Genomic DNA, 21,228 nt, shown 5'->3' on the forward strand with positions numbered 1-21,228 from the left:
TCGATCAGCCCCAACTACCCTGGAGCGCGGTCTGCGCGGGCATGGCCACCGTGCGCCCGGGCGTAGGACCGGGTGGGATCGTGACGAGGAGGACCGACGTGACGCGCTCGATCAGGGGTTCCCGGCGGGCGGCCCTGGTGCTGTCCGGGGTGGCTGCGGCGACCGGACTGCTGCTGTCCGGGTGCGGCGCCGGCCAGGTCTCCGAGACCGCCAACAAGGAGCCGTCGGTCCAGGGCGTGAACCTCAGCACCAGCAACGGTGAGTACGCCGTCCGCGGCCTGCTGGTCGAGTTCCCCGGCACCGAGGGCTACCAGGCCGGCGCGAACGCGCTGCTCAGCGCCGTGATCTACAACGACTCGCGGAACCCGGTCACGGTCACCGTCAGCAGCCAGGACGCCCGCGACGTGGTGATCACCGGCGACGGCGCGTCGGCCAGCCCGTCCGCCACCCCGTCGGAGGAGGCCTCCCCGTCGGAGTCGCCGTCGGCCACCCCGACCGGCACCGCCAGCCCGACCGAGTCCCCGTCCGAGTCGCCGTCGGCGACCGCGTCCGCTCCGGCCGGCGAGCCGGCCCGGATCGAGATCCCGCCGCTGAGCTACGTGCAGCTCAACTCCGAGGCGAACCGGATCCTCCAGCTCATCGGGCTGAACGAGGCGGTCCGCTCCGGGCAGAACGTCTTCGTGACCTTCGACTTCGGCAACGGCGTCACCCTCACCGGCCCGGCGCCGGTCGCGGTGCCGCTCACCCCGGCCGCTCCCCCGTCGCCGATCATCGAGCGCGAGGGCGGCTACGAGGGCCAGGAGGAGAACGGCGGGCACGGCGGCTCCGACCACTGACCGGACGAGCATCCGACGACACCGCCGGCGTGGCGACCGCCACGCCGGCGGTGTTTTCGTCGTACGCGGGGACTAACGTCCCGGTGTGACCACCTCCCGATCGACCTCACCGCGCGCCGGGGCGGCCGGACGCGGCCGCGCGGCCGCCCGTGAGCCGCGCCCGGCCTACGAGTGCGACGCCTGCGGCCACCAGCCGCCCAAGTGGGTCGGGCGCTGCCCGGAGTGCGGCGAGTGGGGCTCAGTGGTCGAGTGCACGGTGACCGGCCCGACCGTCTCCGGGCGGGTGGTCAGCTCCCGGATGCCGGCCGAGCCGGCCCGGCCGATCGCCACCATCAGCGCCGCCCCCGCCCGGGCGCGGCCCACCGGGGTCGGCGAGCTCGACCGGGTGCTCGGCGGGGGCCTGGTCCCCGGCGCGGTGGTGCTGCTCGCCGGCGAGCCGGGGGTCGGCAAGTCCACCCTGCTCCTCGACGTGGCCCAGCAGTGGGCTGCCGGCGCCGGCGGCCCGTCGCTGGTGGTCAGCGGCGAGGAGTCGGTCAGTCAGGTGCGGCTGCGGGCCGAGCGGATGGGCGCCCTGCACGACCAGCTCTACCTGGCCGCCGAGAGCGACCTGGCCGCCGTGCTCGGGCACCTCGACGCTGTCAAGCCGGGCCTGCTGGTGCTCGACTCGGTGCAGACCATCTCGACCACCGGCACCGAGGGCGTGCCCGGCGGGGTGACCCAGGTCCGGGCGGTGACCGCCGCCCTGGTCGCGGTGGCCAAGGAGCGCGGCATCGCCACCGTGCTGGTCGGCCACGTCACCAAGGACGGCCAGGTGGCCGGGCCCCGGGTGCTGGAGCACCTGGTCGACGTGGTGCTGCATTTCGAGGGCGACAAGCACTCCTCGCTGCGGATGGTGCGCGGCGTCAAGAACCGGTTCGGCGCCGCCGACGAGGTGGGCTGCTTCGAGATGCACGAGGGCGGCATCAGCAGCCTGGCCGATCCGTCCGGGCTCTTCCTCACCCGCTACTCCGAGCCGGTGCCGGGCACCTGCGTCACGGTGGCGATGGAGGGGCGGCGGGCGCTGGTCACCGAGGTGCAGGCGCTGATCGGCGCCACGGTCGCCGGCTCTCCCCGACGGACGGTCTCCGGGCTGGATTCGGCCCGGCTGGCGATGGTGCTGGCGGTGCTCCAGCGGCGTACCGAGCGACTGACCCTGCACGACCGGGAGGTCTTCGCGGCCACGGTGGGCGGCATCCGGGTGGTGGAGCCGGCGGCCGACCTGGCCGTCGCCCTCGCGGTCGCCTCCGGTGGGCTCAACCTGGCCATCGCCCCGCACCTGGTGGCGATCGGTGAGGTCGGTCTGACCGGCGAGGTCCGGCGGGTCGGGGCGGTGCCCCGCCGGCTGGCCGAGGCGGCCCGGCTGGGCTTCCGCTACGCGCTTGTGCCGCCCGGCTGCGGCCCGGAGAGCACCGGCGTCGCCTCGGAGCAGCTGCGCGTGACGGAGGTCACCGACGTCCGGGCCGCCCTGCAGGCGGCGGCGCGCGTCTCCGCGGAGTGAGCGATGACGGTCGACGGCGGGCGGCCGGGGCGATACCGGGCAGCCCGCCCGGGCCGTTGCGCACCACCCGCACCGGACATCGCGACACATCACAGTAACCACGACAGCACCCACCGCAGGGCAGTCCGTAGACTGTGCCCGTGCCGATCGACCGCGATACCACCAAGCCTGCCGGCGCGACGCCCCACGCCCGCACCGGCGCCGTGGGCTCGCCCGCCCGTCCGATCAGCGTCAACGTGACCGGGGGCGGCAGTTCCGTCGGCGATCCGCTCCGGGCCAACCTGGCCCTCATGGCGCCCGGCACCGCGCTGCGCGACGGGCTGGAACGGATCCTGCGCGGCCGTACGGGCGCGCTGATCGTCCTCGGCTACGACAAGGTCGTCGAGGGGCTCTGCACCGGCGGGTTCCCGCTCGACGTCGAGTTCTCCGCCACCCGGGTCCGGGAGCTGTGCAAGATGGACGGGGCCGTGGTGCTATCCAGCGACGGCACCCGGATCGTCCGGGCCGCGGTGCACCTGATGCCCGACCCGACCATCCCCACCGAGGAGTCCGGCACCCGGCACCGCACCGCCGAGCGGGTCGCCCGGCAGACCGGCTACCCGGTGATCTCGGTCAGCCAGTCCATGCGGATCATCAGCCTCTATGTGAACGGCCAGCGGCACGCGCTGGACGACTCGGCCGCCATCCTCTCCCGCGCCAACCAGGCGCTCGCCACGCTGGAGCGGTACAAGCTGCGGCTGGACGAGGTCTCCGGCACCCTCTCCGCGCTCGAGATCGAGGATCTGGTCACCGTACGCGACGCGGTGGCGGTGGTGCAGCGGCTGGAGATGGTCCGCCGGATCGCCGACGAGATCGCTGGCTACGTGGTGGAGCTGGGCACCGACGGCCGGCTGCTGGCCCTTCAGCTCGACGAGCTGATGGCCGGCGTGGACGCCGACCGCACCCTGGTGATCCGGGACTACCTCCCGGCCGGCCGCAAGTCCCGCACCCTGGACGAGGCGCTGGTCGAGCTGGACCTGCTCGGCGCCACCGAACTGATCGACCTGGTCTCGGTCGCCAAGGCGATCGGCTACCCGGCCGCCTCGGACGCCCTGGACGCGGCGGTGAGCCCGCGCGGCTTCCGGCTGCTGGCCAAGGTGCCCCGGCTGCCGGCGGCCGTGGTTGACCGGCTGGTGCTGCACTTCGGCAGCCTCCAGCGGCTGCTCGGCGCGACCGTGGAGGACCTCCAGGCCGTCGAGGGGGTGGGCGACGCCCGCGCCCGCGGCGTACGGGAGGGCCTGTCCCGGCTCGCCGAGGCGTCCATCCTGGAACGCTACGTCTGACCGTCGCGCCGGCCGCGGGCGGTGGACGGTCAGCCGGTGAGGGTGAGCTTCACCGGCTCGCTGAGCTTGCTGCCGACCCGGGCGAAGACCTGGTACGTCCCGGCCGGCGGCACCTCGCCAGCGGCCACCCCGTTCGCGCACCGGCTGGACGCCTTGCCGTTCCAGCCGACCTGGTAGGACCGCTCGAAGCCGGGCGTGAAGGACTGCGGGTCGGAGCCCTTGCCGGTGCCGCAGGTGTCGGACGACCAGATCTTCTCGGCCCCGGACTTGATGAACAGCTCCTGCACGTCGGCGCCGACGTCGCGGCTGCAGGTCCGCTCGGACCGATTCTTGATCTTCAGTTGCAGGTCCACCGCCGCACCGCGGACCACCGAGGCGGGCCGGGCCACCGGGGTCACGGTGATCTCGGCGTCCGTGCAGGTGCCGTCGTCGACCACCGGCGCACCGGGAACCGGACCGTTGGTGACGATCGGCCCGCCCGACGGCTCGACGGAGCCCGCGTCGCCCGACGGCGGCGCGCCGGTCTGCGGGGTGAGCACCGATCCGGTGGGGTCCGGCGTGGCGGCGGACGACGTCGCGCCGGCGCTCGGCTGCGCGTCGCCGGTCGCCGTCGGATCCGGATCCGAGCCGGTGCAGGAGTAGAGCAGGACAATCAGGAAAAGTAGCCCCGCTCCGAGTACGACGGCGCGACGCCGCCAGTAAACGGCGGGTGGCAGGGGGCCGACCGTCAGACGCATGATGCCCCCCACCGTAGCGGCGACCGCCGCACAGCCCGCCGCGACGCGCCGGGGTGTCGGCCCCTCACCGGATCAACTCTCCACTCCCGACAGTCCCGCCCGCGCCCCACACGCCGTGCCGGCGGCTCACCGAGGCCGCCGGGGCCGCCGGCGCCCCCTCGCGCCCTGCCAGGGGCCGGACCGCCGGCCTCCCGGCTCAGAGATAGACCTTGCGCTGGTAGACCGCGTGCGCGCCGGCGACCCGGTCGAGGAAGAGCAGCCCGGCGCAGTGATCGATCTCGTGTTGCAGGGCCCGGGCCTCGAACCCGTCGGTCACCAGCCGGACCGGCGTTCCCGTGCCGGGCAACACGCCCTCCACCACCAACCGGCTGGCCCGCTTCACGTCGCCGGTCAGGTCGGGCACGGACATGCAGCCCTCGCGCCCCGGCTTCCACCGGGTCGCCTCGACCACCCGGGCGTTGCACAGCACGAAGGTGCCGTGCACGGTGACCGCCTTCGGGTGACCGGTGACGTCCACCGCGAAGACCTGCGCACCCACCCCGACCTGTGGAGCGGCCAGACCGACACAGCCCGGTGACACCCGCATGGTGGCGATCAGGTCGGCGGCCAGCTGTACGGTCTCGGCCGAGGTCGGGTCCACCTCCGCGCCGGCCCGGCTGAGCACCGGGTGCGGGGCGGCCACCACCGGAAGCACCTCGCCCGGCACGGCCAGCGCCTCCGGGGTCCAGTCGCCGAGGCCGGCGTACTCGTCGGCGTCCGGGGCGTTCGCGTCGCCGGTCACAGCAGGTCCGGGTCGGCCGGCCGGAGGGTCGCCCCGACGCCCAACTCGGCGGCGGCCTCGGCGAGCCGGCCGGCGAGCGCCTCGGCGGTGCCGGGCGGGAGGTCCACCTCGGCGACCACCACGTAGAGCGTCCCGGTCAGGCGGGTGCTCAGGTCGGTGACGTTGCCGCCCGCGTCGGCGAGCACCCGGGTCATCGCGGCGACGATGCCCAGCCGGTCGGCGCCGTGCACCGCCATCACGTACGGCTCGCCGCCCGGGGCCAGCTCACCGTCCGGGGTGACCGCGCGTACGGTCGCCAGCAGCTGCCCGTCGGCGGCGAGCGGGGCCAGCGCGGCCTCGACCTCGGCGGCGGCCGGGCCGACGCAGATCAGGGTCATCGCGAAGTGCCCCCGCAGCCGGGTCATCGTGCTGTCGGTGAGGTTCGCGCCGAGCCGGGCGAGCACCTCGGCAACGTCGGCCACGATGCCCGGCCGGTCCCGGCCGATGACGGTGATCGCGAGCTCGTTCATCCGGGCATTCTGCCCGATCCGCCCGCGGTCGCCGCGGCGGCCCGCCCGGGCCGCCCATCCTGCGGGACCGGGCCGCGTGACATCATCGGCCCGCGATGAGTGCACCCACCTTCACCACCCTGGTCAGCCGGTGGTACCAGGAGAACGCCCGTGACCTGCCGTGGCGCGGACCGGACGTGACCCCCTGGGCGATCCTGGTCAGCGAGGTCATGCTCCAGCAGACCCCGGTGGTCCGGGTGGTCCCCGCCTGGCAGGCGTGGCTGACCCGCTGGCCGGAGCCGGCCGCGCTGGCCGCGGACACCCCGGCCGAGGCGATCCGGATGTGGGGACGGCTCGGCTACCCGCGTCGGGCGGTCCGGCTGCGCGAGTGCGCGGTGGCGATCGTGCAGCGGCACGGCGGCCGGGTGCCGGACCGGCTGGACCAACTGCTGGCCCTGCCGGGCGTCGGCACGTACACGGCCCGGGCGGTGGCCGCCTTCGCGTACGGGCAGCGGCACCCGGTGGTGGACACCAACGTCCGTCGGGTGGTCGCCCGGGCGGTGGCCGGCGAGCCGGACGCCGGGACGGTGACCCGGCCCGCCGACCTGGTCGCCGCCGAGGAGTTGCTGCCCGCCGAGCCGGCCGCAGCGGCACTGGCCAGCGCGGCGTTCATGGAACTCGGCGCGGTCGTCTGCACCGCCCGGTCGCCCCGCTGTGACCGCTGCCCGGCCGAGTCGGTCTGCGCCTGGCGCGCCTCCGGCCAGGCCGCGCCGACCGGCCCGACCCGGCGTCCCCAGCGGTACGCGGGCACCGACCGGCAGGTCCGTGGGCTGCTGCTCGGGGTGCTGCGGGAGGCCACCGGCCCGGTGCCGCGGCAGCGACTCGACCAGGTGTGGGCGGACGACGTGCAGCGGTCCCGCGCACTGGCCGCGCTGGTCCAGGACGGCCTGGTGGAGCCGGTCGACGACGCCTCCTTCCGCCTGGCCGGCGACACCCCCGTCCCCACCCCCACCACCTGACGCCGCGCCGACCAGCCCGCCACGGTCGCGGGCCGGGCCCGAGAGGGTTCCCGGTTGCGGGCCAGGCGGGGGTCGGGTGCTGTCAGCGGGTGATCCGGACCAACGGCTCGCAGAAAGGGCGACGGCCCGGTGGCGGTTGCCACCGGGCCATCGCCCTCGTGCTGTCGGCCTTACTCGTCCGCGCCCGCGGCGGCGGTGCCGCCGAGGTCGGCCGGGACCGCGTCCGGCACGTCGACCGGCTTGTCGGCGCCCCGGAAGACGAGCTTGGACTTGTCGATGTTGCTCGGGTCGCCCTCGCAGTCCACCACCACGATCTGACCCGGGGTCAGCTCGTTGAAGAGGATCCGCTCGGAGAGGTTGTCCTCGATGTCGCGCTGGATCGTGCGACGCAGCGGACGCGCACCGAGCACCGGGTCGAAGCCCTTCTTCGCCAGGTACTTCTTGGCGTTGTCGGTCAGCTCCAGACCCATGTCCTTGTTCCGCAGCTGCGTCTCGATCCGCGAGATCATGATGTCCACGATCGAGAGGATCTCGTTCTCCCGCAGCTGGTGGAAGACGATGGTGTCGTCGATCCGGTTCAGGAACTCAGGCCGGAAGTGCTGCTTGAGCTCGTCGTTGACCTTCTGCTTCATCCGGTCGTAGTTGGACTCGGAGTCCTCCGACGCCTGGAAGCCGAGCGACACCGCCTTGGCCACGTCGCGCGTACCCAGGTTGGTGGTCAGGATGATGACCGTGTTCTTGAAGTCCACGATCCGGCCCTGACCGTCGGTGAGCCGACCGTCCTCCAGGATCTGGAGCAGCGTGTTGAACACGTCCGGGTGGGCCTTCTCGATCTCGTCGAAGAGGACCACCGAGAACGGCCGACGCCGCACCTTCTCGGTCAGCTGCCCGCCCTCGTCGTAGCCGACGTAGCCGGGAGGGGCACCCACCAGCCGGGAGACCGTGTAGCGGTCGTGGAACTCGGACATGTCCAGCTGGATGAGGGCGTCCTCGCTGCCGAACAGGAACTCGGCCAGCGCCTTGGACAGCTCGGTCTTACCGACCCCGGACGGGCCGGCGAAGATGAACGAGCCCGAGGGACGCTTCGGGTCCTTCAGCCCGGCGCGGGTACGCCGGATCGCCTTGGACACCGCCTTGACCGCGTCCTCCTGGCCGATGACGCGCTTGTGCAGCTCGTCCTCCATGCGCAGCAGGCGCGAGGTCTCCTCCTCGGTCAGCTTGTAGACCGGGATGCCGGTCCAGTTGCCGAGCACCTCGGCGATCTGCTCGTCGTCGACCTCGCTGACGACGTCCAGGTCACCGGCCTTCCACTCCTTCTCCCGCTGCGCCTTCTGGCCAAGGAGCTGCTTCTCCTTGTCGCGCAGCTGGGCGGCGCGCTCGAAGTCCTGCGCGTCGATCGCGGACTCCTTGTCGCGACGCACCTGGGCGATGCGCTCGTCGAAGTCGCGCAGGTCTGGCGGCGCGGTCATCCGGCGGATGCGCATCCGGGCACCGGCCTCGTCGATCAGGTCGATCGCCTTGTCCGGCAGGAAGCGGTCGGAGATGTAGCGGTCGGCCAGCGTCGCCGCCGCGACCAGGGCCGCGTCGGTGATGCTCACCCGGTGGTGCGCCTCGTAGCGGTCGCGCAGCCCCTTGAGGATCTCGATGGTGTGGGCCAGGGACGGCTCACCCACCTGGATCGGCTGGAACCGGCGCTCGAGAGCGGCGTCCTTCTCCAGGTGCTTGCGGTATTCATCGAGCGTGGTGGCGCCGATGGTCTGCAGCTCGCCACGGGCCAGCATCGGCTTGAGGATGCTCGCCGCGTCGATCGCGCCCTCGGCGGCACCCGCACCCACCAGGGTGTGGATCTCGTCGATAAACAGGATGATGTCACCCCGGGTGCGGATCTCCTTGAGCACCTTCTTGAGGCGCTCCTCGAAGTCACCGCGGTAGCGGGAACCGGCGACCAGCGCACCGAGGTCGAGCGTGTAGAGCTGCTTGTCCTTCAGCGTCTCGGGCACCTCGCCCTTGATGATCTTCTGGGACAGCCCCTCCACCACGGCGGTCTTGCCGACGCCGGGCTCACCGATCAGGACCGGGTTGTTCTTGGTACGGCGGGAGAGCACCTGCATGACCCGCTCGATTTCCTTCTCGCGCCCGATGACCGGGTCGAGCTTGCCCTCGCGGGCGGCCTGGGTCAGGTTGCGGCCGAACTGGTCCAGCACGAGGCTGGTGGACGGCGCGGCCTCGCCCGGCGCGGCGCCCGCCGCGGCCGGCTCCTTGCCCTGGTAGCCGGAGAGCAGCTGGATCACCTGCTGGCGGACCCGGTTGAGGTCCGCACCGAGCTTGACCAGCACCTGGGCGGCGACGCCCTCACCCTCGCGGATCAGACCGAGCAGGATGTGCTCCGTGCCGATGTAGTTGTGGCCGAGCTGCAGCGCCTCGCGCAGCGACAGCTCCAGCACCTTCTTGGCCCGCGGCGTGAACGGGATGTGCCCGCTCGGCGCCTGCTGGCCCTGGCCGATGATCTCCTCGACCTGCTGGCGGACGCCCTCGAGGGAGATGCCGAGGCTCTCCAGGGCCTTTGCCGCGACACCCTCACCCTCGTGGATCAGGCCCAGCAGGATGTGCTCCGTACCGATGTAGTTGTGGTTGAGCATCCGGGCCTCTTCCTGGGCCAGGACGACAACCCGTCGCGCTCGGTCGGTGAACCGCTCGAACATGCCCTCGTGCTCCTCACGTGCCGTGCGCCTTGATGGTCAAAGATCTTGGCGGGGCCGGTGCGCGAACGCCCGGGACGGGCGTCCTTGCCTCATTACTCTATCGCCGCGGACCGACTCAGCTGAGGTCGTGTGTCTCCGGCAGCAGCCGTGTACGCGTCAGTTTGCACAACCGTCCGCGCTCAGCGGGTGTTCCGGTACCCCGAGCGCTACGCGCAGAGCGAAATTCCGCCCGCCGGTCGGAGACCTCTGGAACGGTCCGCGCGGGCCCCGACGGCACCCGCACGGCCGGGAACGACGTCGGCACGGCCGGCGCATGGGCCGCCCGACGGTCATCCACAAGCTGTGGAAAACTCCTCCACCGGCTGTGGACAACGCCCGCCCCGCCGGGTTTCTTCCCGCCGGGCCACCGCGCGGCCGGATCGCCCCGGGCACCCGCCGTACGCGGTCCGCGCCGTGGCCGCCGGCCTGCGGTGGCTGCCCGGGATGACCCAACGGCGTGCCGCGCCTCCCGGATGACCGGCCGGCGTGCCGTGGCCGCCATGTCGGCCGGCGGTGCCGTGGCCGACCTGGCCGGCCGGCGTGCCGTGGGCCGCCCTGTCCGGTTCGGCGCACCCCGTTCCGGCGCTGCCGAGGGCGGAAATCGGACCCGGGGGCGGAAACGGCGACGCCGGCCCGGAGAGTGCTCCGGCCCGGCGTCGGGTCGCCCGCTGGCGGCGCGTCAGCGCGTGGCGTGGTACTCGTCGACGATCTCCTGGGGGATCCGGCCCCGGTCGGAGATGTCCTTGCCGGCCTTCTTGGCCCAGGCCCGGATCGCCCTGTTCTGCTCCCGGTCGGCGGTGGCGCCGCCCCGACCGCGTGCGGCCCGGCCGCCGACGACCACGCCGCCCCGGCCGACCTTGGTGCCCGCCCCGACGTACGGCGCGAATACCTCACGCAATTTCTCGGCGTTGGAACTCGACAGGTCGATCTCGTACTGAACGCCGTCGAGGGCGAACTTGACGGTCTCGTCAGCGTCCCCGCCGTCCAGGTCATCGACCAGCTTGTGAATGATCTGCTTGGCCACGTCCCACATTCCTTTCGAGCAGGGTGTACCTGCAAACTGCAAGAACAATAACCCGTGCGACGCGCGCCGCGTCAATAGGATGCGGTATCGATCCGGTAGAGGGTTGTTGCGACTACTCCGGCCGCACCAACGGGAACAGGATCGTTTCCCGAATTCCCAGGCCGGTGAGCGCCATCAACAGCCGGTCGATTCCCATTCCCATACCCCCGGCCGGCGGCATTCCGTACTCCATCGCACGGAGGAAGTCCTCGTCCAGCCGCATGGCCTCGTCGTCGCCCCGGGCGGCGAGCTGCGCCTGGGCCAGCAGCCGCTCCCGCTGCACCACCGGGTCGACCAGCTCCGAGTACGCGGTGCCCAGCTCGAATCCGAGCACGTAGAGGTCCCACTTCTCGGCCAGCCCCGGCTCGCTGCGGTGCGCGCGGGTCAGCGGGCTGGTCTCCACCGGGTAGTCGCGGACGAAGGTGGGCGCCTCCAGGCCGGGGACCACCAGCTCCTCGAAAAGCTCCTCGGCCAGCTTGCCGGGCCCCCACTTCGGGTCGACGGCGAGGTCGACCTTGTCGGCGTACTCGACCAGCCGGGCCCGTTCGGTGTGCACGGTCACCTCTTCGCCGAGCGCCTCGGAAAGCACCCCGTAGAGGGTCACCGAACGCCACTCGCCGCCCAGGTCGAACTCCCGGCCGTCGGCGTGGGTGACCACCGTCGAGCCGCTGACCGCGATCGCCGCCCGCTGGACGAGATTGCGGGTCAGCTCGGCCATCGTGTTGTAGTCGCCGTACGCCTGGTAGGCCTCCAGCATCGCGAACTCCGGCGAGTGCGATGAGTCGACGCCCTCATTACGGAAGTTGCGGTTGATCTCGAAGACCCGCTCGACGCCGCCGACCACGGCGCGCTTCAGAAACAGTTCCGGCGCGATTCGCAGATACAGATCGGTGTCGAGCGCATTGCTGTGGGTCACGAATGGGCGGGCCGCCGCGCCACCGTGCAGCAACTGCAGCATCGGCGTCTCGACCTCGATGAAACCCTGCTCGTGCAGCGATTCCCGCAGGCTGCGTACGGTGGCCGCGCGGGTGCGGACCATCTGGCGCGCCTGCGGGCGGACGATCAGGTCGACGTAGCGCTGCCGGACCCGGGCCTCCTCGCTCAGCGGCTTGTGCGCCACCGGGAGCGGGCGCAGCGCCTTGGCGGTGACCGCCCACTGCTCGACCAGCACCGACAGCTCGCCCCGGCGGCTGGTGATCACCTCGCCGGTCACCCCGACGAGGTCGCCGAGGTCCACCAGGCGCTTCCAGTCCTCCAGCCGCTCCGGGCCGACCCGGTCGAGGGAGAGCATCGCCTGCAGCTCGGTGCCGTCGCCGTCCCGGAGGGTGGCGAAGCAGAGCTTGCCGGTGTTGCGTACGAAGATCACCCGCCCGGTGACCGAGGCCCGGTCGCCGGTGGCGGTGTCGGTCGGCAGGTCGGCGTACTTCTCGCGGATCTCGGCCAGCGTGTGGGTGCGCGAGAATCCGACCGGGTACGGCTCGACGCCGTCGGCGAGCATCCGGTCCCGCTTCTCCCGGCGGACCTTCATCTGCTCGGGAAGGTCGTCGGCGGGGTCCACTGGTACGGGCTTCTGCTCGGTCACGGCACGCTTCCTCAGAGGGAGATGTTCGGCGGGGTCAACCCCCGAGCGTACTCAAGCGCCCAGTTGCCGGTTACCGGATAACCTGCCCGTCATGACCGACCCCACTCAGGCGCTCTCGTTCGGGACGGTGGCCGCCGACTACGACCGGTTCCGGCCCCGCTATCCGCTGGAGGCGGTCCGCTGGGCGCTCGACGGCCTGGCCCCGCCCGCCCGGGTGGTGGACCTGGGCGCCGGCACCGGCATCCTCACCCGCACGGTGCTGGCGCTCGGCCACCAGGCGGTGCCGGTCGAGCCCGACCCCGGGATGCGGACCCAGCTCGACGCCGTGACCCCGGGCACCGTCGCCCTGGCCGGCAGCGCGGAGTGCGTGCCGCTGCCGGACGGTACGGCCGACGCGGTGGTCGTCGGCCAGGCGTACCACTGGTTCGACCGGGAGCGGGCGCACGCCGAGATCGCCCGGGTGGTCCGGCCGGGGGGCGTCTTCGCGCCGATCTGGAACGTCCGGGACGAGGACGTCGCCTGGGTGGCCGAGCTGAGCCGGATCGCCCACATCGGGGACAGCGCGGGGAACGTGATCGAGAAGTACGCCGATTTCGGCACCGACTTCGGCCCGATCGAGCTGGGCCGGTTCGCCCACACGAGCACGCTCACCCCCGGCGAGGTGATCGAGCTGCTGCACACCCGCTCGTACTGGCTCACCGCACCGGCGGAGGAGCGTGGGAAGATCGATCGGGAGCTGCGCGACCTCTTCGCCACCCACCCCGACCTGGCCGGGCGGGACACCGTCGAGCTGCCGTACCAGACGCTGGTGCTCCGGTCCCGACGGTGCTGAACCACCGGGGGTTCCGGGCCCGGCCGACCACCCGGGTCAGACGTTGCGGTCGTAGACCATCCGCAGGCCGATCAGCGTGATCATCGGCTCGTGGTGGGTGATCGTCCGGCACTCGTTGATCACCAGCGAGGCCAGCCCGCCGGTGGCGATCACGGCCCGCACCTCGCCCAGTTCCTCGGTCATCCGCTCGACGATCCGGTCCACCTGGCCGGCGAAGCCGAAGTAGAGGCCGGACTGGAGGCACTCGACGGTGTTCTTGCCGATCACCGACCGGGGTCGGGTGGCCTCGACCTTGCGCAGCTGGGCCGCGCGGGCGGCGAGCGCGTCGAAGGAGATCTCGATGCCGGGGGCGAAGGCGCCGCCGAGGAACTCGCCCCGGCCGCTGATCACGTCGAAGTTGGTGGTGGTGCCGAAGTCCACCACGATCGAGGGCCCGCCGTAGAGGGTGTAGGCGGCCAGCGTGTTGACCACCCGGTCGGCGCCCACCTCCTTCGGGTTGTCGATGGCGAGCTGCACCCCGGTCCGCACCCCGGGCTCGACAATCACGCTCGGCAGGTCGGCGTAGTAGCGGGACAGCATGGTGCGCAGCGAGCGCAGCGCGGCCGGCACCGTGGAGCAGGCGGCCACCCCGGTGATCTCGACGGCGTCCCCGGCGAGCAGCCCCCGGAACTTCAGCCCCAACTCGTCCGCCGTCGAGCGCGCATCGGTCTTGATCCGCCAGGAGTGCACCAGCTTGTCGCCGTCGAAGGTCGCCAGCACGGTGTTGGTGTTTCCGATGTCGATGCAGAGCAGCACGCCCGAAGCCTAGACAACGCCGGTACGGGCGGGCGCGCAGCGGCCGACGAACCGTATCCTGGACGGATCGCGACATGAACACAGGTCTATCCACGGCGGGGCCGGACGGGGAGCGGACATGTCGGGGATGTGGTGGGCCCGCGGGCGCAACACGTTGCGCCGGCGCCGTCGGCATGTGCTGGTGCTGGCCGCGCTGACCGGTGGCGCGATCTGGATGATCGTGCAGTCCTGGCGTTCCGGGCAGACCTTCCGGGGCGACCTCTACCTCAACATCGGCGCCGCCCTGATCATGACGCTGCTGACCTACGTGGTGCTCAACCCGCTCTTCCGGGAACTCCAGACGGTGAGCATCATCGAGCACCCCCGGCTCGACCGGGACGCACTGATCGAACGGGTGGCCAACTCCCGGGAGGCCGTGGCGATCCTGGAGACGTTCACCAGCATGCTGGAGGGCCCGTACACCAACCGGTTCCTCGCCGCCCTGCGAGTCGCGCTGGCCAACGGCGCGACGGTCCGGGTGCTGCTGCTGGACCCGGACTCGCCGGCGGTCCGGATGCGGGCCGAGGAGCTGCGCCGCTCGGACGCGGCCGTCGCGATCATGAACAATCTCTTCCACTTCGGCCGGCTCCAGCAGCAGCTGCCGCCGGCCTCCCGGTCCCGGCTCCGGGTACGCCTCTACAGCACCGCGCCGTCGGTGCAGATGTACCGCTGGGACGACAAGGCGTACATCTCGTTCTTCCCGGTCAGCGGCAAGACCTTCGACGCCCAGCAGATCGAGGCGTTCGTCAACACCCCGCTGGGCGAGTTCGTGGACGACCGGTTCACCGAGTTGTGGGAGACCGCCCCGGTGCGCGACCTCGACTCCTGCCTGAGCCTGCAGCTCTGCCTGCGCCAGGACGGGCGGGACCTGGAGACCTGCGAGGCCCGCTACGTGCGGGTCGACGGCACCTGGTACATCGCCGGCAGCGACCTGGTCCGGAACGTGGCCCGGCACGGGCTGGCCGGGCTCAGCGTGGTGCTCCAGCGGCCCGAGGTCGCCGGCCAGGCCTTCGCCCTGGGCGAGGCCGACGAGCTGGAGCCCGGGATCTACCACCGGGCGCTCCAGCTCTTCCGGGCCAAGTACGGCCTGGACCACCGGGACGACACCGAGAACCAGGTGATCTTCAACCTGGTGGGGCCGGCCGCCCTGCCCACCCGGGCCGCGGCCTGAGCCGACCGGCGCGGCGACCCGAACCACCGCGCCGGCCGGGACGTCTACTCGGTGCGCAGGTCCATCGCGATGTCGAGGATCGGCGAGGAGTGGGTCAGCGCGCCGACCGAGAGGAAGTCGACCCCGGTCGCCGCGTACCGGGCGGCCACCGCCAGGGTCAGCCCGCCGGTCGCCTCCAGCTCGGCCCGGTCGCCGACCGCTGCCACCACCTCGGTCAGCGCCTCCGGCGTCATGTTGTCGCAGAGCAGGAAGTTCGCCCCGGCCTCGACCGCCTCCACCGCCTCGGCCAGCGTGGTCACCTCCACCTGCACCGGCACGTCCGGGAACGCGTCCCGGACCCGCCGGTACGCCGCGGTGATGCCACCGGCCGCCAGCTTGTGGTTGTCCTTGATCATGGCGACGTCGTGCAGCCCCATCCGCTTGTTCGTGCCGCCGCCGGCCCGGACCGCGTACTTCTCCAGGGCGCGCAGGCCCGGGGTGGTCTTGCGGGTGTCGAGCACCATCGCCTTGGTGCCGGCCAGCGCGTCCGCCCAGGCCCGGGTGTGGGTGGCCACCCCGGACATCCGGCAGAGCAGGTTGAGCGCGGTGCGCTCGGCGGTGAGCAGCAGCCGGGTCGGCCCGGTCACCGTGGCCAGCACATCGCCGCGGGCCACCCGCTCGCCGTCCCGCGCGACCAACGACACCTCGACCGTACGCGCGCCGCCGGTCACCTCGCCGACCAGCTCGAACACCGCGGCCGCCACGGCCAGACCGGCCACCACACCGTCGGCGCGGGCCACCAGGTCGGCCGTGTCCGCCTGCTCGGCCGGGATGGTGGCGACGCTGGTGACGTCGAGGAAGTCCAATCCCAGGTCCTCGACCAGGGCGTCCTCGACCACCCGGCGTACCCGGGCCGGGTCGAGCCCCGCCGCCCGCAACGCCCGCTCGGTCGACTCCGTCATCGCGTCTCCTCCCACTGCTGCGCCAACCGGCCCTGCGCCCCGATCGCGCCGACCAGGTGGCCCAGCCACCGCTCGTCGGCCGTCGGGAAGTCCTCCCGCCAGTGGCAGCCCCGGGTCTCCCGGCGGGCGTACGCGGCGGCGACCAGCGTCGACGCCACGGTGACCAGGTTCGTCGCCTCCCAGTCGGCGGTGCGCGGGGTGCCTCGCCCGGCGCCCACCTCGCCCAGGGTCACCGCGGTCTCCGCCAGCGTCGCCGCCGAGCGCAGTACGCCGGCGCCCCGGGTCATCGCCCGTTGCAGCACCGCGGTCGCCGCCGCCGGCACCACCCAGCCCGCGCCGCCGACCCAGGCACCGGTCGGCGCCGGCTGCGCCTGCTCGGGCAGGCCGGTGGCGACGTGCTCGGCGATCCGCCGGGAGAAGACCAGCCCCTCCAGCAGCGAGTTGCTGGCCAGCCGGTTCGCGCCGTGCACGCCGGTGCAGGCGACCTCGCCACAGGCGTACAGGCCGGGGATGGAGGTGCGGCCGTGCAGGTCCGTGCGGACGCCGCCGGAGGCGTAGTGCGCGGCCGGGGCGACCGGGATCAGGTCGACCGCTGGGTCGACCCCGATGGCCAGGCAGGACGCCACGATGGTGGGGAACCGCTGGGCCAGCCAGTCCCCGCCCAGGTGTCGGGCGTCCAGGAAGACGTGGTCGGCGCCGGTGGCCAGCAGCACCCGGTGGATGCCCTTGGCCACCACGTCGCGGGGCGCCAGCTCGGCCAGCTCGTGCTGGCCGACCATGAACCGCTTGCCGTCGGCGTCGACCAGGTGGGCGCCCTCGCCGCGCAGCGCCTCGGAGACCAGCGGCTGCTGTGCGTGCCCGGCGCCGGGCACCCGGGCGTGCTCCGGCACGATCAGCGCGGTCGGGTGGAACTGGACGAACTCCACGTCGGTCACGGCCGCGCCGGCCCGCATGGCCAGCGCCACCCCGTCGCCGGTGGACACCGCGGGATTGGTGGTGGCCGCGAAGACCTGACCCATCCCGCCGGTGGCCAGCACCACCGCCCGGGCCAGGATGGCGCCGACCCCGTCCTCGCTGCCCTCGCCGAGCACGTGCAGGGTGATCCCGCAGGCCGGGCCGAGCCCGCCCGGGCCGTCGCCGGGCGCCCGGAGCAGGTCCAGCACCAGGGCGTGCTCGACCAGCCGGATCCACGGGTCGCGGCGCACCGCCGCGTGCAGCGCCCGCTGCACCTCGGCCCCGGTCGCGTCGCCGCCGGCGTGCACGATCCGGTTGGCCCGGTGCCCGCCCTCGCGGGTCAGCATCAGCGAGCCGTCCGGGTTCCGGTCGAACTCGGCGCCGATCCGCATCAGCTCGCGCAGCCGGGTCGGCCCCTCCTCGACCAGCACCCGCACCGCGGCCGGGTCGCAGAGGCCGACCCCGGCGACCTCGGTGTCGGAGGCGTGCGCGGCCGGGGTGTCGTGGGGGTCGAGCACCGCGGCGATGCCGCCCTGCGCCCAGCGGGTCGAACCGTCGTCGATGTTGACCTTCGTGACCACGGTGACGTGCAGCCCCGCCTCGCGCAGGTGCAGCGCGGCGGTGAGCCCGGCCACCCCGGAACCGACCACGATCACGTCGGTGGTCTCCACCCAGCCGGGCGCGGGCGCGACCAGCAGCGACGGCAGGGCCGGCAGGTCGAGCGTCGGAAGGTCCATGCCACCAGTCAACCCGAACGTTCCTCGCCCGGGGCGGCGGGGGCGGGACGAGTGGTTTGGGATACGCCGTCCCGCTACCGGGTGCGTACCGGCAGGCCGGCCGGACCGGCGCCGGAGAGCGAGCCGGTCACCGTGCGGTCGCTGAGCCAGAGGTGGCAGCGGACCCCCCGGTCACCCACCCGCCAGCGCCCGGCGCCCGGCGGGCGGGCCACCACCCCGCTGCGGAAACGCAGGTCCGCGTCGTCCGGCACGCCGACGTACCGGGCGAGGACCGAGCGGCAGCCGGCGTAGAGCGGCACCCAGTCGGCGTCCCGGCTCGGGTACGGCAGGTCCGGCGCCCGCCACACCCCGACGAACTCGGCGTCGTGCCGGGTGGCGCACTCCACCGGGAGCAGCGTCCCGACGGCCCCGCCCCGGCCACCGCGGGTCTGCTGGCAGCCCAGTCGCAGCGGGGACGCCCCGCGCAGCGCGTCGCGCAGGCTGCCGGTGCGGGTCACCACGGTGGCCGCCGCCTCGACCGTGGTCAGTTCGGTGAGGTCGCAGCGGAACCAGCGGGAGCCGGCCGCCCAGCCGGGCCCGGAGGGCACCGCCACCGCCAGCCGCAGCCGCCCGGCCCGCCACTCGTCGCCGACGTACTCGCTGGCCTTGCCGTCACACTCGGCGAAAGCGCCGCGCAGCTCGGTCGAGCCGCTGGCCGGCGGGGTGGCCCGCCCGGCCGGGAACGCGCCGACGTGCACCGTCTCCACCCGGTGCGGGGCGGCGCAGTCCACCGGCTGGTACGCCGACAGCGGCACCACGTCGGTGAAGTCCGCCTCGTGGCAGACCCCGACGGCCGGGGTGAGCGGCCCCGGTGCGGGCAGAGCGGCCCAGTCGTCGACCAGGTCGCCGTCCAGCCCACCGACGCCGGCACAACCGGCCAGCAGTGCGGCCGTGACGACCGCCGCGAGCAGGGTGGTCACCGCACGGCGCATCCCGGGCCTCCCCCAACCACCGACCGTCTCCCGACGGCATGCTCAGGGTAACCAAGAATGACCGTCCGGTGACAGACCGGAGGCAGGGTCGGAAACCACCCGGCGGCGGGACGGCCGCGCGACGGTTCGCCGACCGGAACGGCTCAGACGGCGGCGAACGGGCTGGGCACCGGATCGCCGGCCATGCCCGGGGCCACCCCGGCCGGGTCGGCGCCCAGTTCGATCACCCGGTTGTCGGCGTCCACGTGCACCACCCGCGGCTGGTACGCGCGGGCCTCGGCGTCGTCCATCTGCCCGTACGAGATCAGGATGACCAGGTCGCCCGGGTGCACCAGGTGCGCGGCGGCGCCGTTGATGCCGATCACGCCACTGCCCCGCTCGCCGGGGATGACGTACGTCTCCAGCCGGGCGCCGTTGGTGATGTCCACGATCGCCACCTGCTCGCCGGGGAGCAGGTCCGCGGCGTCCAGCAGATCCTGGTCCACGGTCACCGAGCCGACGTAGTGCAGGTCGGCCTGGGTCACGGTGGCCCGGTGGATCTTCGACTTGAGCATGGTCCGCAGCATCGGGGTGCCTTTCACGCGTGCGTGGTGGGATTCAGGATCGCCGGGGCGAGCCGGATCGCCGTGTTGTCGATCAGCCGGGTGTCGCCGACCCAGGCCGCGATGAGCAGCCGGGCCGGGCCGGTGACCGGTCCCGGCTCCAGGTCCGGGTCGGTGAGCACCAGGTAGTCCAGCCGCGCGCCGGGCGTACCGGCGCCGAACCCGGCGTGCGCGGCGGCCAGCACTGCGCCCGCGTCCAGTCCGCGGTCGGCGGCCTCCGCGCCGGCCCGCAGCGCCGCCGAGAGGCTCAGCGCGGCCTGCCGCTCGCTCGGCGAGAGGTAGCGGTTGCGGCTGGACAGCGCCAGCCCGTCCGGCTCCCGTACGGTCGGCACACCGACCACCTCGACCGGCACGTCGAGGTCGCGGGCCATCCGCCGCACCAGGGTCAGCTGCTGGTAGTCCTTCTCACCGAAGAACGCCAGGTCGGGGCGGGTCAGCTGGAGCAGCTTCAGCACCACGGTGAGCACCCCGTGGAAGAAGCCGGGCCGGCTGTGCCCCTCCAGGTCCTCGCCGAGCTGGCCCGGGTTGACCCGGACCCGGGGCTGGCCGTCCGGGTACATTTCCGCCACCGAGGGGGCAAAGACCAGGTCGGCGCCGGCCCGCCGGCAGACCTCCAGGTCGGCGTCGAGGGTACGCGGATAGCGGTCGAAGTCCTCGTTCGGGCCGAACTGCAACGGGTTGACGAAGATGGTGACCAGCACGTGGTCGGACCGCTCCCGGGCGGCCCGCAGCAGCGTCTCGTGGCCCGAGTGCAGGGCACCCATGGTCATCACCACGCCCACGGTGCCCTTCAGCCCGTCGCGCACCGCGGCCAGCTCGGCGCGGGTGTGCACCAGTTCCGTCACGCGGCACCTCCGCCGGTCGTCACCTGCTCGCTCACGCCGCGACCTCCCGCGACGTCCCGGCCAGTACGCCGAGCAGCGACTCCGCGTCGACCGGGCGCAGCCGGCCGGCCGCGATGGCCCGGTCCGCGGTGCGCCGGGCCAGCGCCAGGTACGGCGCGACCGACTCCGGCGCGGCGGCGGCGAGCCGGGCCAGGTGCCGCTCCACGGTGCCGGCGTCGCCCCGGGACACCGGGCCGGTCAGCGCGTCGTCGCCGAGCCGCAGCGCGTTCTCCAGGGCGGCCCGCAGCAGCGGGGCGAGCACCTTCTCCGGCTGGGCCACCCCGGCGTCGCGCAGCCGGTCGGCCGCCTCGTTGACCAGGGTCACCAGGTGGTTGGCGCCGTGCGCCAGCGCCGCGTGGTAGAGCGGCCGGTCCGCCTCGCCCACCCACTCGGGCACGCCGCCGAGGTCGGCGACCAGCCGGGCGGCCAGCGGGCGCAGCTCGGCCGGCGCGGTCACCCCGTACGAGATGCCGGCGAGCCGGCCGAGGTCGTCCGGCGTACCGGTGAAGGTCATCGCGGGGTGCAGGGCCAGCGGCCGGGCGCCGACGGCCGCGGCCGGCGCCAGCACGGCCAGCCCGTGCGCGCCGGAGGTGTGCGCGACCACCTGGCCGGGCCGGAGCGCGCCGCTGTCGGCCAGGCCGGCGACCACCCCGGCCAGCGCGTCGTCCGGGACCGCGAGCAGCAACAGGTCGGTGGCCGCCCGGGCCACCGAGGTGGCGGAGCGGCGGGGAACGCCGGGGAGCAGCAGGGCCAGCCGGGCACGGCTGGCGCCGGAGACGCCGGCGGCGGCGACCACCCGGTGACCGGCCGCGGTCAGCGCCGCGCCGAGCACGGCACCGACCCGGCCGGCGCCGATGACGCCGACGGTGAGGAAGCGGGGGGTGGTGGCCGGGGCGCCGGGAAGGGCGCCGCCCGACTGTGCGGCGGCCCCGCGCGGGGCGGCCGGACGCGGGCGCAGCGGTGCGCTCATGGCAACGATCCAGTCCTCGAGAAGGGGTACCGGTCGCCGCAAGTATGCGCCGGGGCGACGATGCCGAAACAGGATGTGTGAAAACCTTCACCAACCGGGCGACCGGGCCGCTCGGGTGGCGCGGAGCGGCCCGGTGTGCGGGGTGATCCATCCATCAGAGCTACGACCGCGCGCCGATGATCGTCTGACGCTGGGGAGGGTGTCCGGACGCACTTGCGACCTGCTC

At 73.5% G+C, this 21,228-nt stretch carries 19 protein-coding genes; 6 read left to right on the forward strand and 13 right to left on the reverse strand.

Annotated elements, in window-relative coordinates; genetic code table 11:
• The first annotated feature begins 98 nt into the window (after window positions 1–98).
• From FHX32_RS07715 to disA, 3 genes are all read left to right on the forward strand, one after another.
• Window positions 99–836 (forward strand): hypothetical protein, encoded by a 738-nt coding sequence (locus FHX32_RS07715; RefSeq protein ID WP_167180080.1) that lies wholly within the window; start codon window positions 99–101, stop codon window positions 834–836.
• A gap of 85 nt (window positions 837–921) precedes the next feature.
• The gene (gene radA / locus FHX32_RS07720; protein ID WP_167180081.1) at window positions 922–2,373 is read left to right on the forward strand and encodes a DNA repair protein RadA; all 1,452 of its coding nucleotides are present in this window, start codon (window positions 922–924) and stop codon (window positions 2,371–2,373) included.
• A 140-nt stretch (window positions 2,374–2,513) separates the two neighbouring features.
• Window positions 2,514–3,695, forward strand: a complete 1,182-nt coding sequence (disA, locus tag FHX32_RS07725) for a DNA integrity scanning diadenylate cyclase DisA (protein ID WP_167180082.1) — start codon at window positions 2,514–2,516, stop codon at window positions 3,693–3,695.
• A gap of 29 nt (window positions 3,696–3,724) precedes the next feature.
• Here the strand turns inward: disA and FHX32_RS07730 are convergent, their stop codons facing one another.
• The 3 genes from FHX32_RS07730 to FHX32_RS07740 all read right to left on the reverse strand — a co-directional run bounded on the left by FHX32_RS07730 (window position 3,725) and on the right by FHX32_RS07740 (window position 5,722).
• Window positions 3,725–4,432, reverse strand: coding sequence for a RodZ family helix-turn-helix domain-containing protein (locus FHX32_RS07730; protein ID WP_167180083.1), 708 nt, complete (start codon window positions 4,430–4,432; stop codon window positions 3,725–3,727).
• 196 nt (window positions 4,433–4,628) lie between these two features.
• Window positions 4,629–5,213 (reverse strand): peptide deformylase, encoded by a 585-nt coding sequence (locus tag FHX32_RS07735; protein ID WP_167180084.1) that lies wholly within the window; start codon window positions 5,211–5,213, stop codon window positions 4,629–4,631.
• On the reverse strand, window positions 5,210–5,722 hold the full coding sequence (locus tag FHX32_RS07740; RefSeq protein ID WP_167180085.1) for an ACT domain-containing protein: 513 nt from the start codon (window positions 5,720–5,722) through the stop codon (window positions 5,210–5,212). Before FHX32_RS07740 ends, FHX32_RS07735 begins: the two co-directional genes overlap by 4 nt.
• A gap of 95 nt (window positions 5,723–5,817) precedes the next feature.
• Between FHX32_RS07740 and FHX32_RS07745 the strand changes: the two genes are divergently transcribed.
• A complete protein-coding gene (locus FHX32_RS07745; RefSeq protein ID WP_167180086.1) occupies window positions 5,818–6,720 on the forward strand; it encodes an HhH-GPD family protein in 903 nt (300 codons plus the stop codon).
• Window positions 6,721–6,890: 170 nt separating this feature from the next.
• On the opposite strand, the gene FHX32_RS07750 is transcribed toward FHX32_RS07745, so the two are convergent.
• From FHX32_RS07750 to lysS, 3 genes are all read right to left on the reverse strand, one after another.
• On the reverse strand, window positions 6,891–9,422 hold the full coding sequence (locus FHX32_RS07750) for an ATP-dependent Clp protease ATP-binding subunit (protein WP_167180087.1): 2,532 nt from the start codon (window positions 9,420–9,422) through the stop codon (window positions 6,891–6,893).
• 718 nt (window positions 9,423–10,140) lie between these two features.
• The gene (locus FHX32_RS07755; RefSeq protein WP_167180088.1) at window positions 10,141–10,485 is read right to left on the reverse strand and encodes a histone-like nucleoid-structuring protein Lsr2; all 345 of its coding nucleotides are present in this window, start codon (window positions 10,483–10,485) and stop codon (window positions 10,141–10,143) included.
• A gap of 112 nt (window positions 10,486–10,597) precedes the next feature.
• Window positions 10,598–12,106, reverse strand: a complete 1,509-nt coding sequence (lysS, locus tag FHX32_RS07760; RefSeq protein WP_167180089.1) for a lysine--tRNA ligase — start codon at window positions 12,104–12,106, stop codon at window positions 10,598–10,600.
• 91 nt (window positions 12,107–12,197) lie between these two features.
• On the opposite strand from lysS, the gene FHX32_RS07765 reads away from it, so the two are divergent.
• Window positions 12,198–12,938, forward strand: coding sequence for a class I SAM-dependent methyltransferase (locus tag FHX32_RS07765; protein ID WP_167180090.1), 741 nt, complete (start codon window positions 12,198–12,200; stop codon window positions 12,936–12,938).
• 36 nt (window positions 12,939–12,974) lie between these two features.
• Here FHX32_RS07765 and FHX32_RS07770 read toward each other — a convergent pair whose 3' ends face one another.
• Window positions 12,975–13,733: a type III pantothenate kinase gene (locus FHX32_RS07770; protein WP_088996396.1), complete on the reverse strand. Its 759-nt coding sequence runs from the start codon at window positions 13,731–13,733 to the stop codon at window positions 12,975–12,977.
• 118 nt (window positions 13,734–13,851) lie between these two features.
• On the opposite strand from FHX32_RS07770, the gene FHX32_RS07775 reads away from it, so the two are divergent.
• On the forward strand, window positions 13,852–14,943 hold the full coding sequence (locus tag FHX32_RS07775) for a DUF5919 domain-containing protein (RefSeq protein ID WP_167180091.1): 1,092 nt from the start codon (window positions 13,852–13,854) through the stop codon (window positions 14,941–14,943).
• 44 nt (window positions 14,944–14,987) lie between these two features.
• Here FHX32_RS07775 and nadC read toward each other — a convergent pair whose 3' ends face one another.
• From nadC to FHX32_RS07805, 6 genes are all read right to left on the reverse strand, one after another.
• Complete coding sequence (gene nadC / locus FHX32_RS07780) at window positions 14,988–15,884, reverse strand: carboxylating nicotinate-nucleotide diphosphorylase (RefSeq protein ID WP_167180092.1); 897 nt, start codon at window positions 15,882–15,884, stop codon at window positions 14,988–14,990.
• The gene (locus FHX32_RS07785) at window positions 15,881–17,575 is read right to left on the reverse strand and encodes an L-aspartate oxidase (RefSeq protein WP_167180093.1); all 1,695 of its coding nucleotides are present in this window, start codon (window positions 17,573–17,575) and stop codon (window positions 15,881–15,883) included. Before FHX32_RS07785 ends, nadC begins: the two co-directional genes overlap by 4 nt.
• Before the next feature lie 74 nt (window positions 17,576–17,649).
• Window positions 17,650–18,546 (reverse strand): septum formation family protein, encoded by an 897-nt coding sequence (locus FHX32_RS07790; protein ID WP_167180094.1) that lies wholly within the window; start codon window positions 18,544–18,546, stop codon window positions 17,650–17,652.
• Window positions 18,547–18,689: 143 nt separating this feature from the next.
• Window positions 18,690–19,112: an aspartate 1-decarboxylase gene (panD, locus tag FHX32_RS07795; protein ID WP_088996401.1), complete on the reverse strand. Its 423-nt coding sequence runs from the start codon at window positions 19,110–19,112 to the stop codon at window positions 18,690–18,692.
• 11 nt (window positions 19,113–19,123) lie between these two features.
• Window positions 19,124–19,993 (reverse strand): pantoate--beta-alanine ligase, encoded by an 870-nt coding sequence (gene panC / locus FHX32_RS07800; RefSeq protein ID WP_167180095.1) that lies wholly within the window; start codon window positions 19,991–19,993, stop codon window positions 19,124–19,126.
• Between the two features lie 31 nt (window positions 19,994–20,024).
• Window positions 20,025–21,002: a DUF2520 domain-containing protein gene (locus FHX32_RS07805; protein WP_167180096.1), complete on the reverse strand. Its 978-nt coding sequence runs from the start codon at window positions 21,000–21,002 to the stop codon at window positions 20,025–20,027.
• Window positions 21,003–21,228 lie beyond the last annotated feature (226 nt).

Source organism: Micromonospora sp. CNZ280 (genome assembly GCF_011759515.1).

What these genes read in the sequence shown, in the direction of transcription:
- FHX32_RS07730 (WP_167180083.1), bottom strand. Translation starts at nt 4,432, where the DNA reads ATGCGTCTGACGGTCGGCCCCCTGCCACCCGCCGTTTACTGGCGGCGT.
- FHX32_RS07740 (WP_167180085.1), bottom strand. Translation starts at nt 5,722, where the DNA reads ATGAACGAGCTCGCGATCACCGTCATCGGCCGGGACCGGCCGGGCATC.
- FHX32_RS07745 (WP_167180086.1), top strand. Translation starts at nt 5,818, where the DNA reads ATGAGTGCACCCACCTTCACCACCCTGGTCAGCCGGTGGTACCAGGAG.
- FHX32_RS07750 (WP_167180087.1), bottom strand. Translation starts at nt 9,422, where the DNA reads ATGTTCGAGCGGTTCACCGACCGAGCGCGACGGGTTGTCGTCCTGGCC.
- FHX32_RS07765 (WP_167180090.1), top strand. Translation starts at nt 12,198, where the DNA reads ATGACCGACCCCACTCAGGCGCTCTCGTTCGGGACGGTGGCCGCCGAC.
- FHX32_RS07775 (WP_167180091.1), top strand. Translation starts at nt 13,852, where the DNA reads ATGTCGGGGATGTGGTGGGCCCGCGGGCGCAACACGTTGCGCCGGCGC.
- nadC (WP_167180092.1), bottom strand. Translation starts at nt 15,884, where the DNA reads ATGACGGAGTCGACCGAGCGGGCGTTGCGGGCGGCGGGGCTCGACCCG.
- FHX32_RS07785 (WP_167180093.1), bottom strand. Translation starts at nt 17,575, where the DNA reads ATGGACCTTCCGACGCTCGACCTGCCGGCCCTGCCGTCGCTGCTGGTC.
- FHX32_RS07790 (WP_167180094.1), bottom strand. Translation starts at nt 18,546, where the DNA reads ATGCGCCGTGCGGTGACCACCCTGCTCGCGGCGGTCGTCACGGCCGCA.
- panD (WP_088996401.1), bottom strand. Translation starts at nt 19,112, where the DNA reads ATGCTGCGGACCATGCTCAAGTCGAAGATCCACCGGGCCACCGTGACC.
- FHX32_RS07805 (WP_167180096.1), bottom strand. Translation starts at nt 21,002, where the DNA reads ATGAGCGCACCGCTGCGCCCGCGTCCGGCCGCCCCGCGCGGGGCCGCC.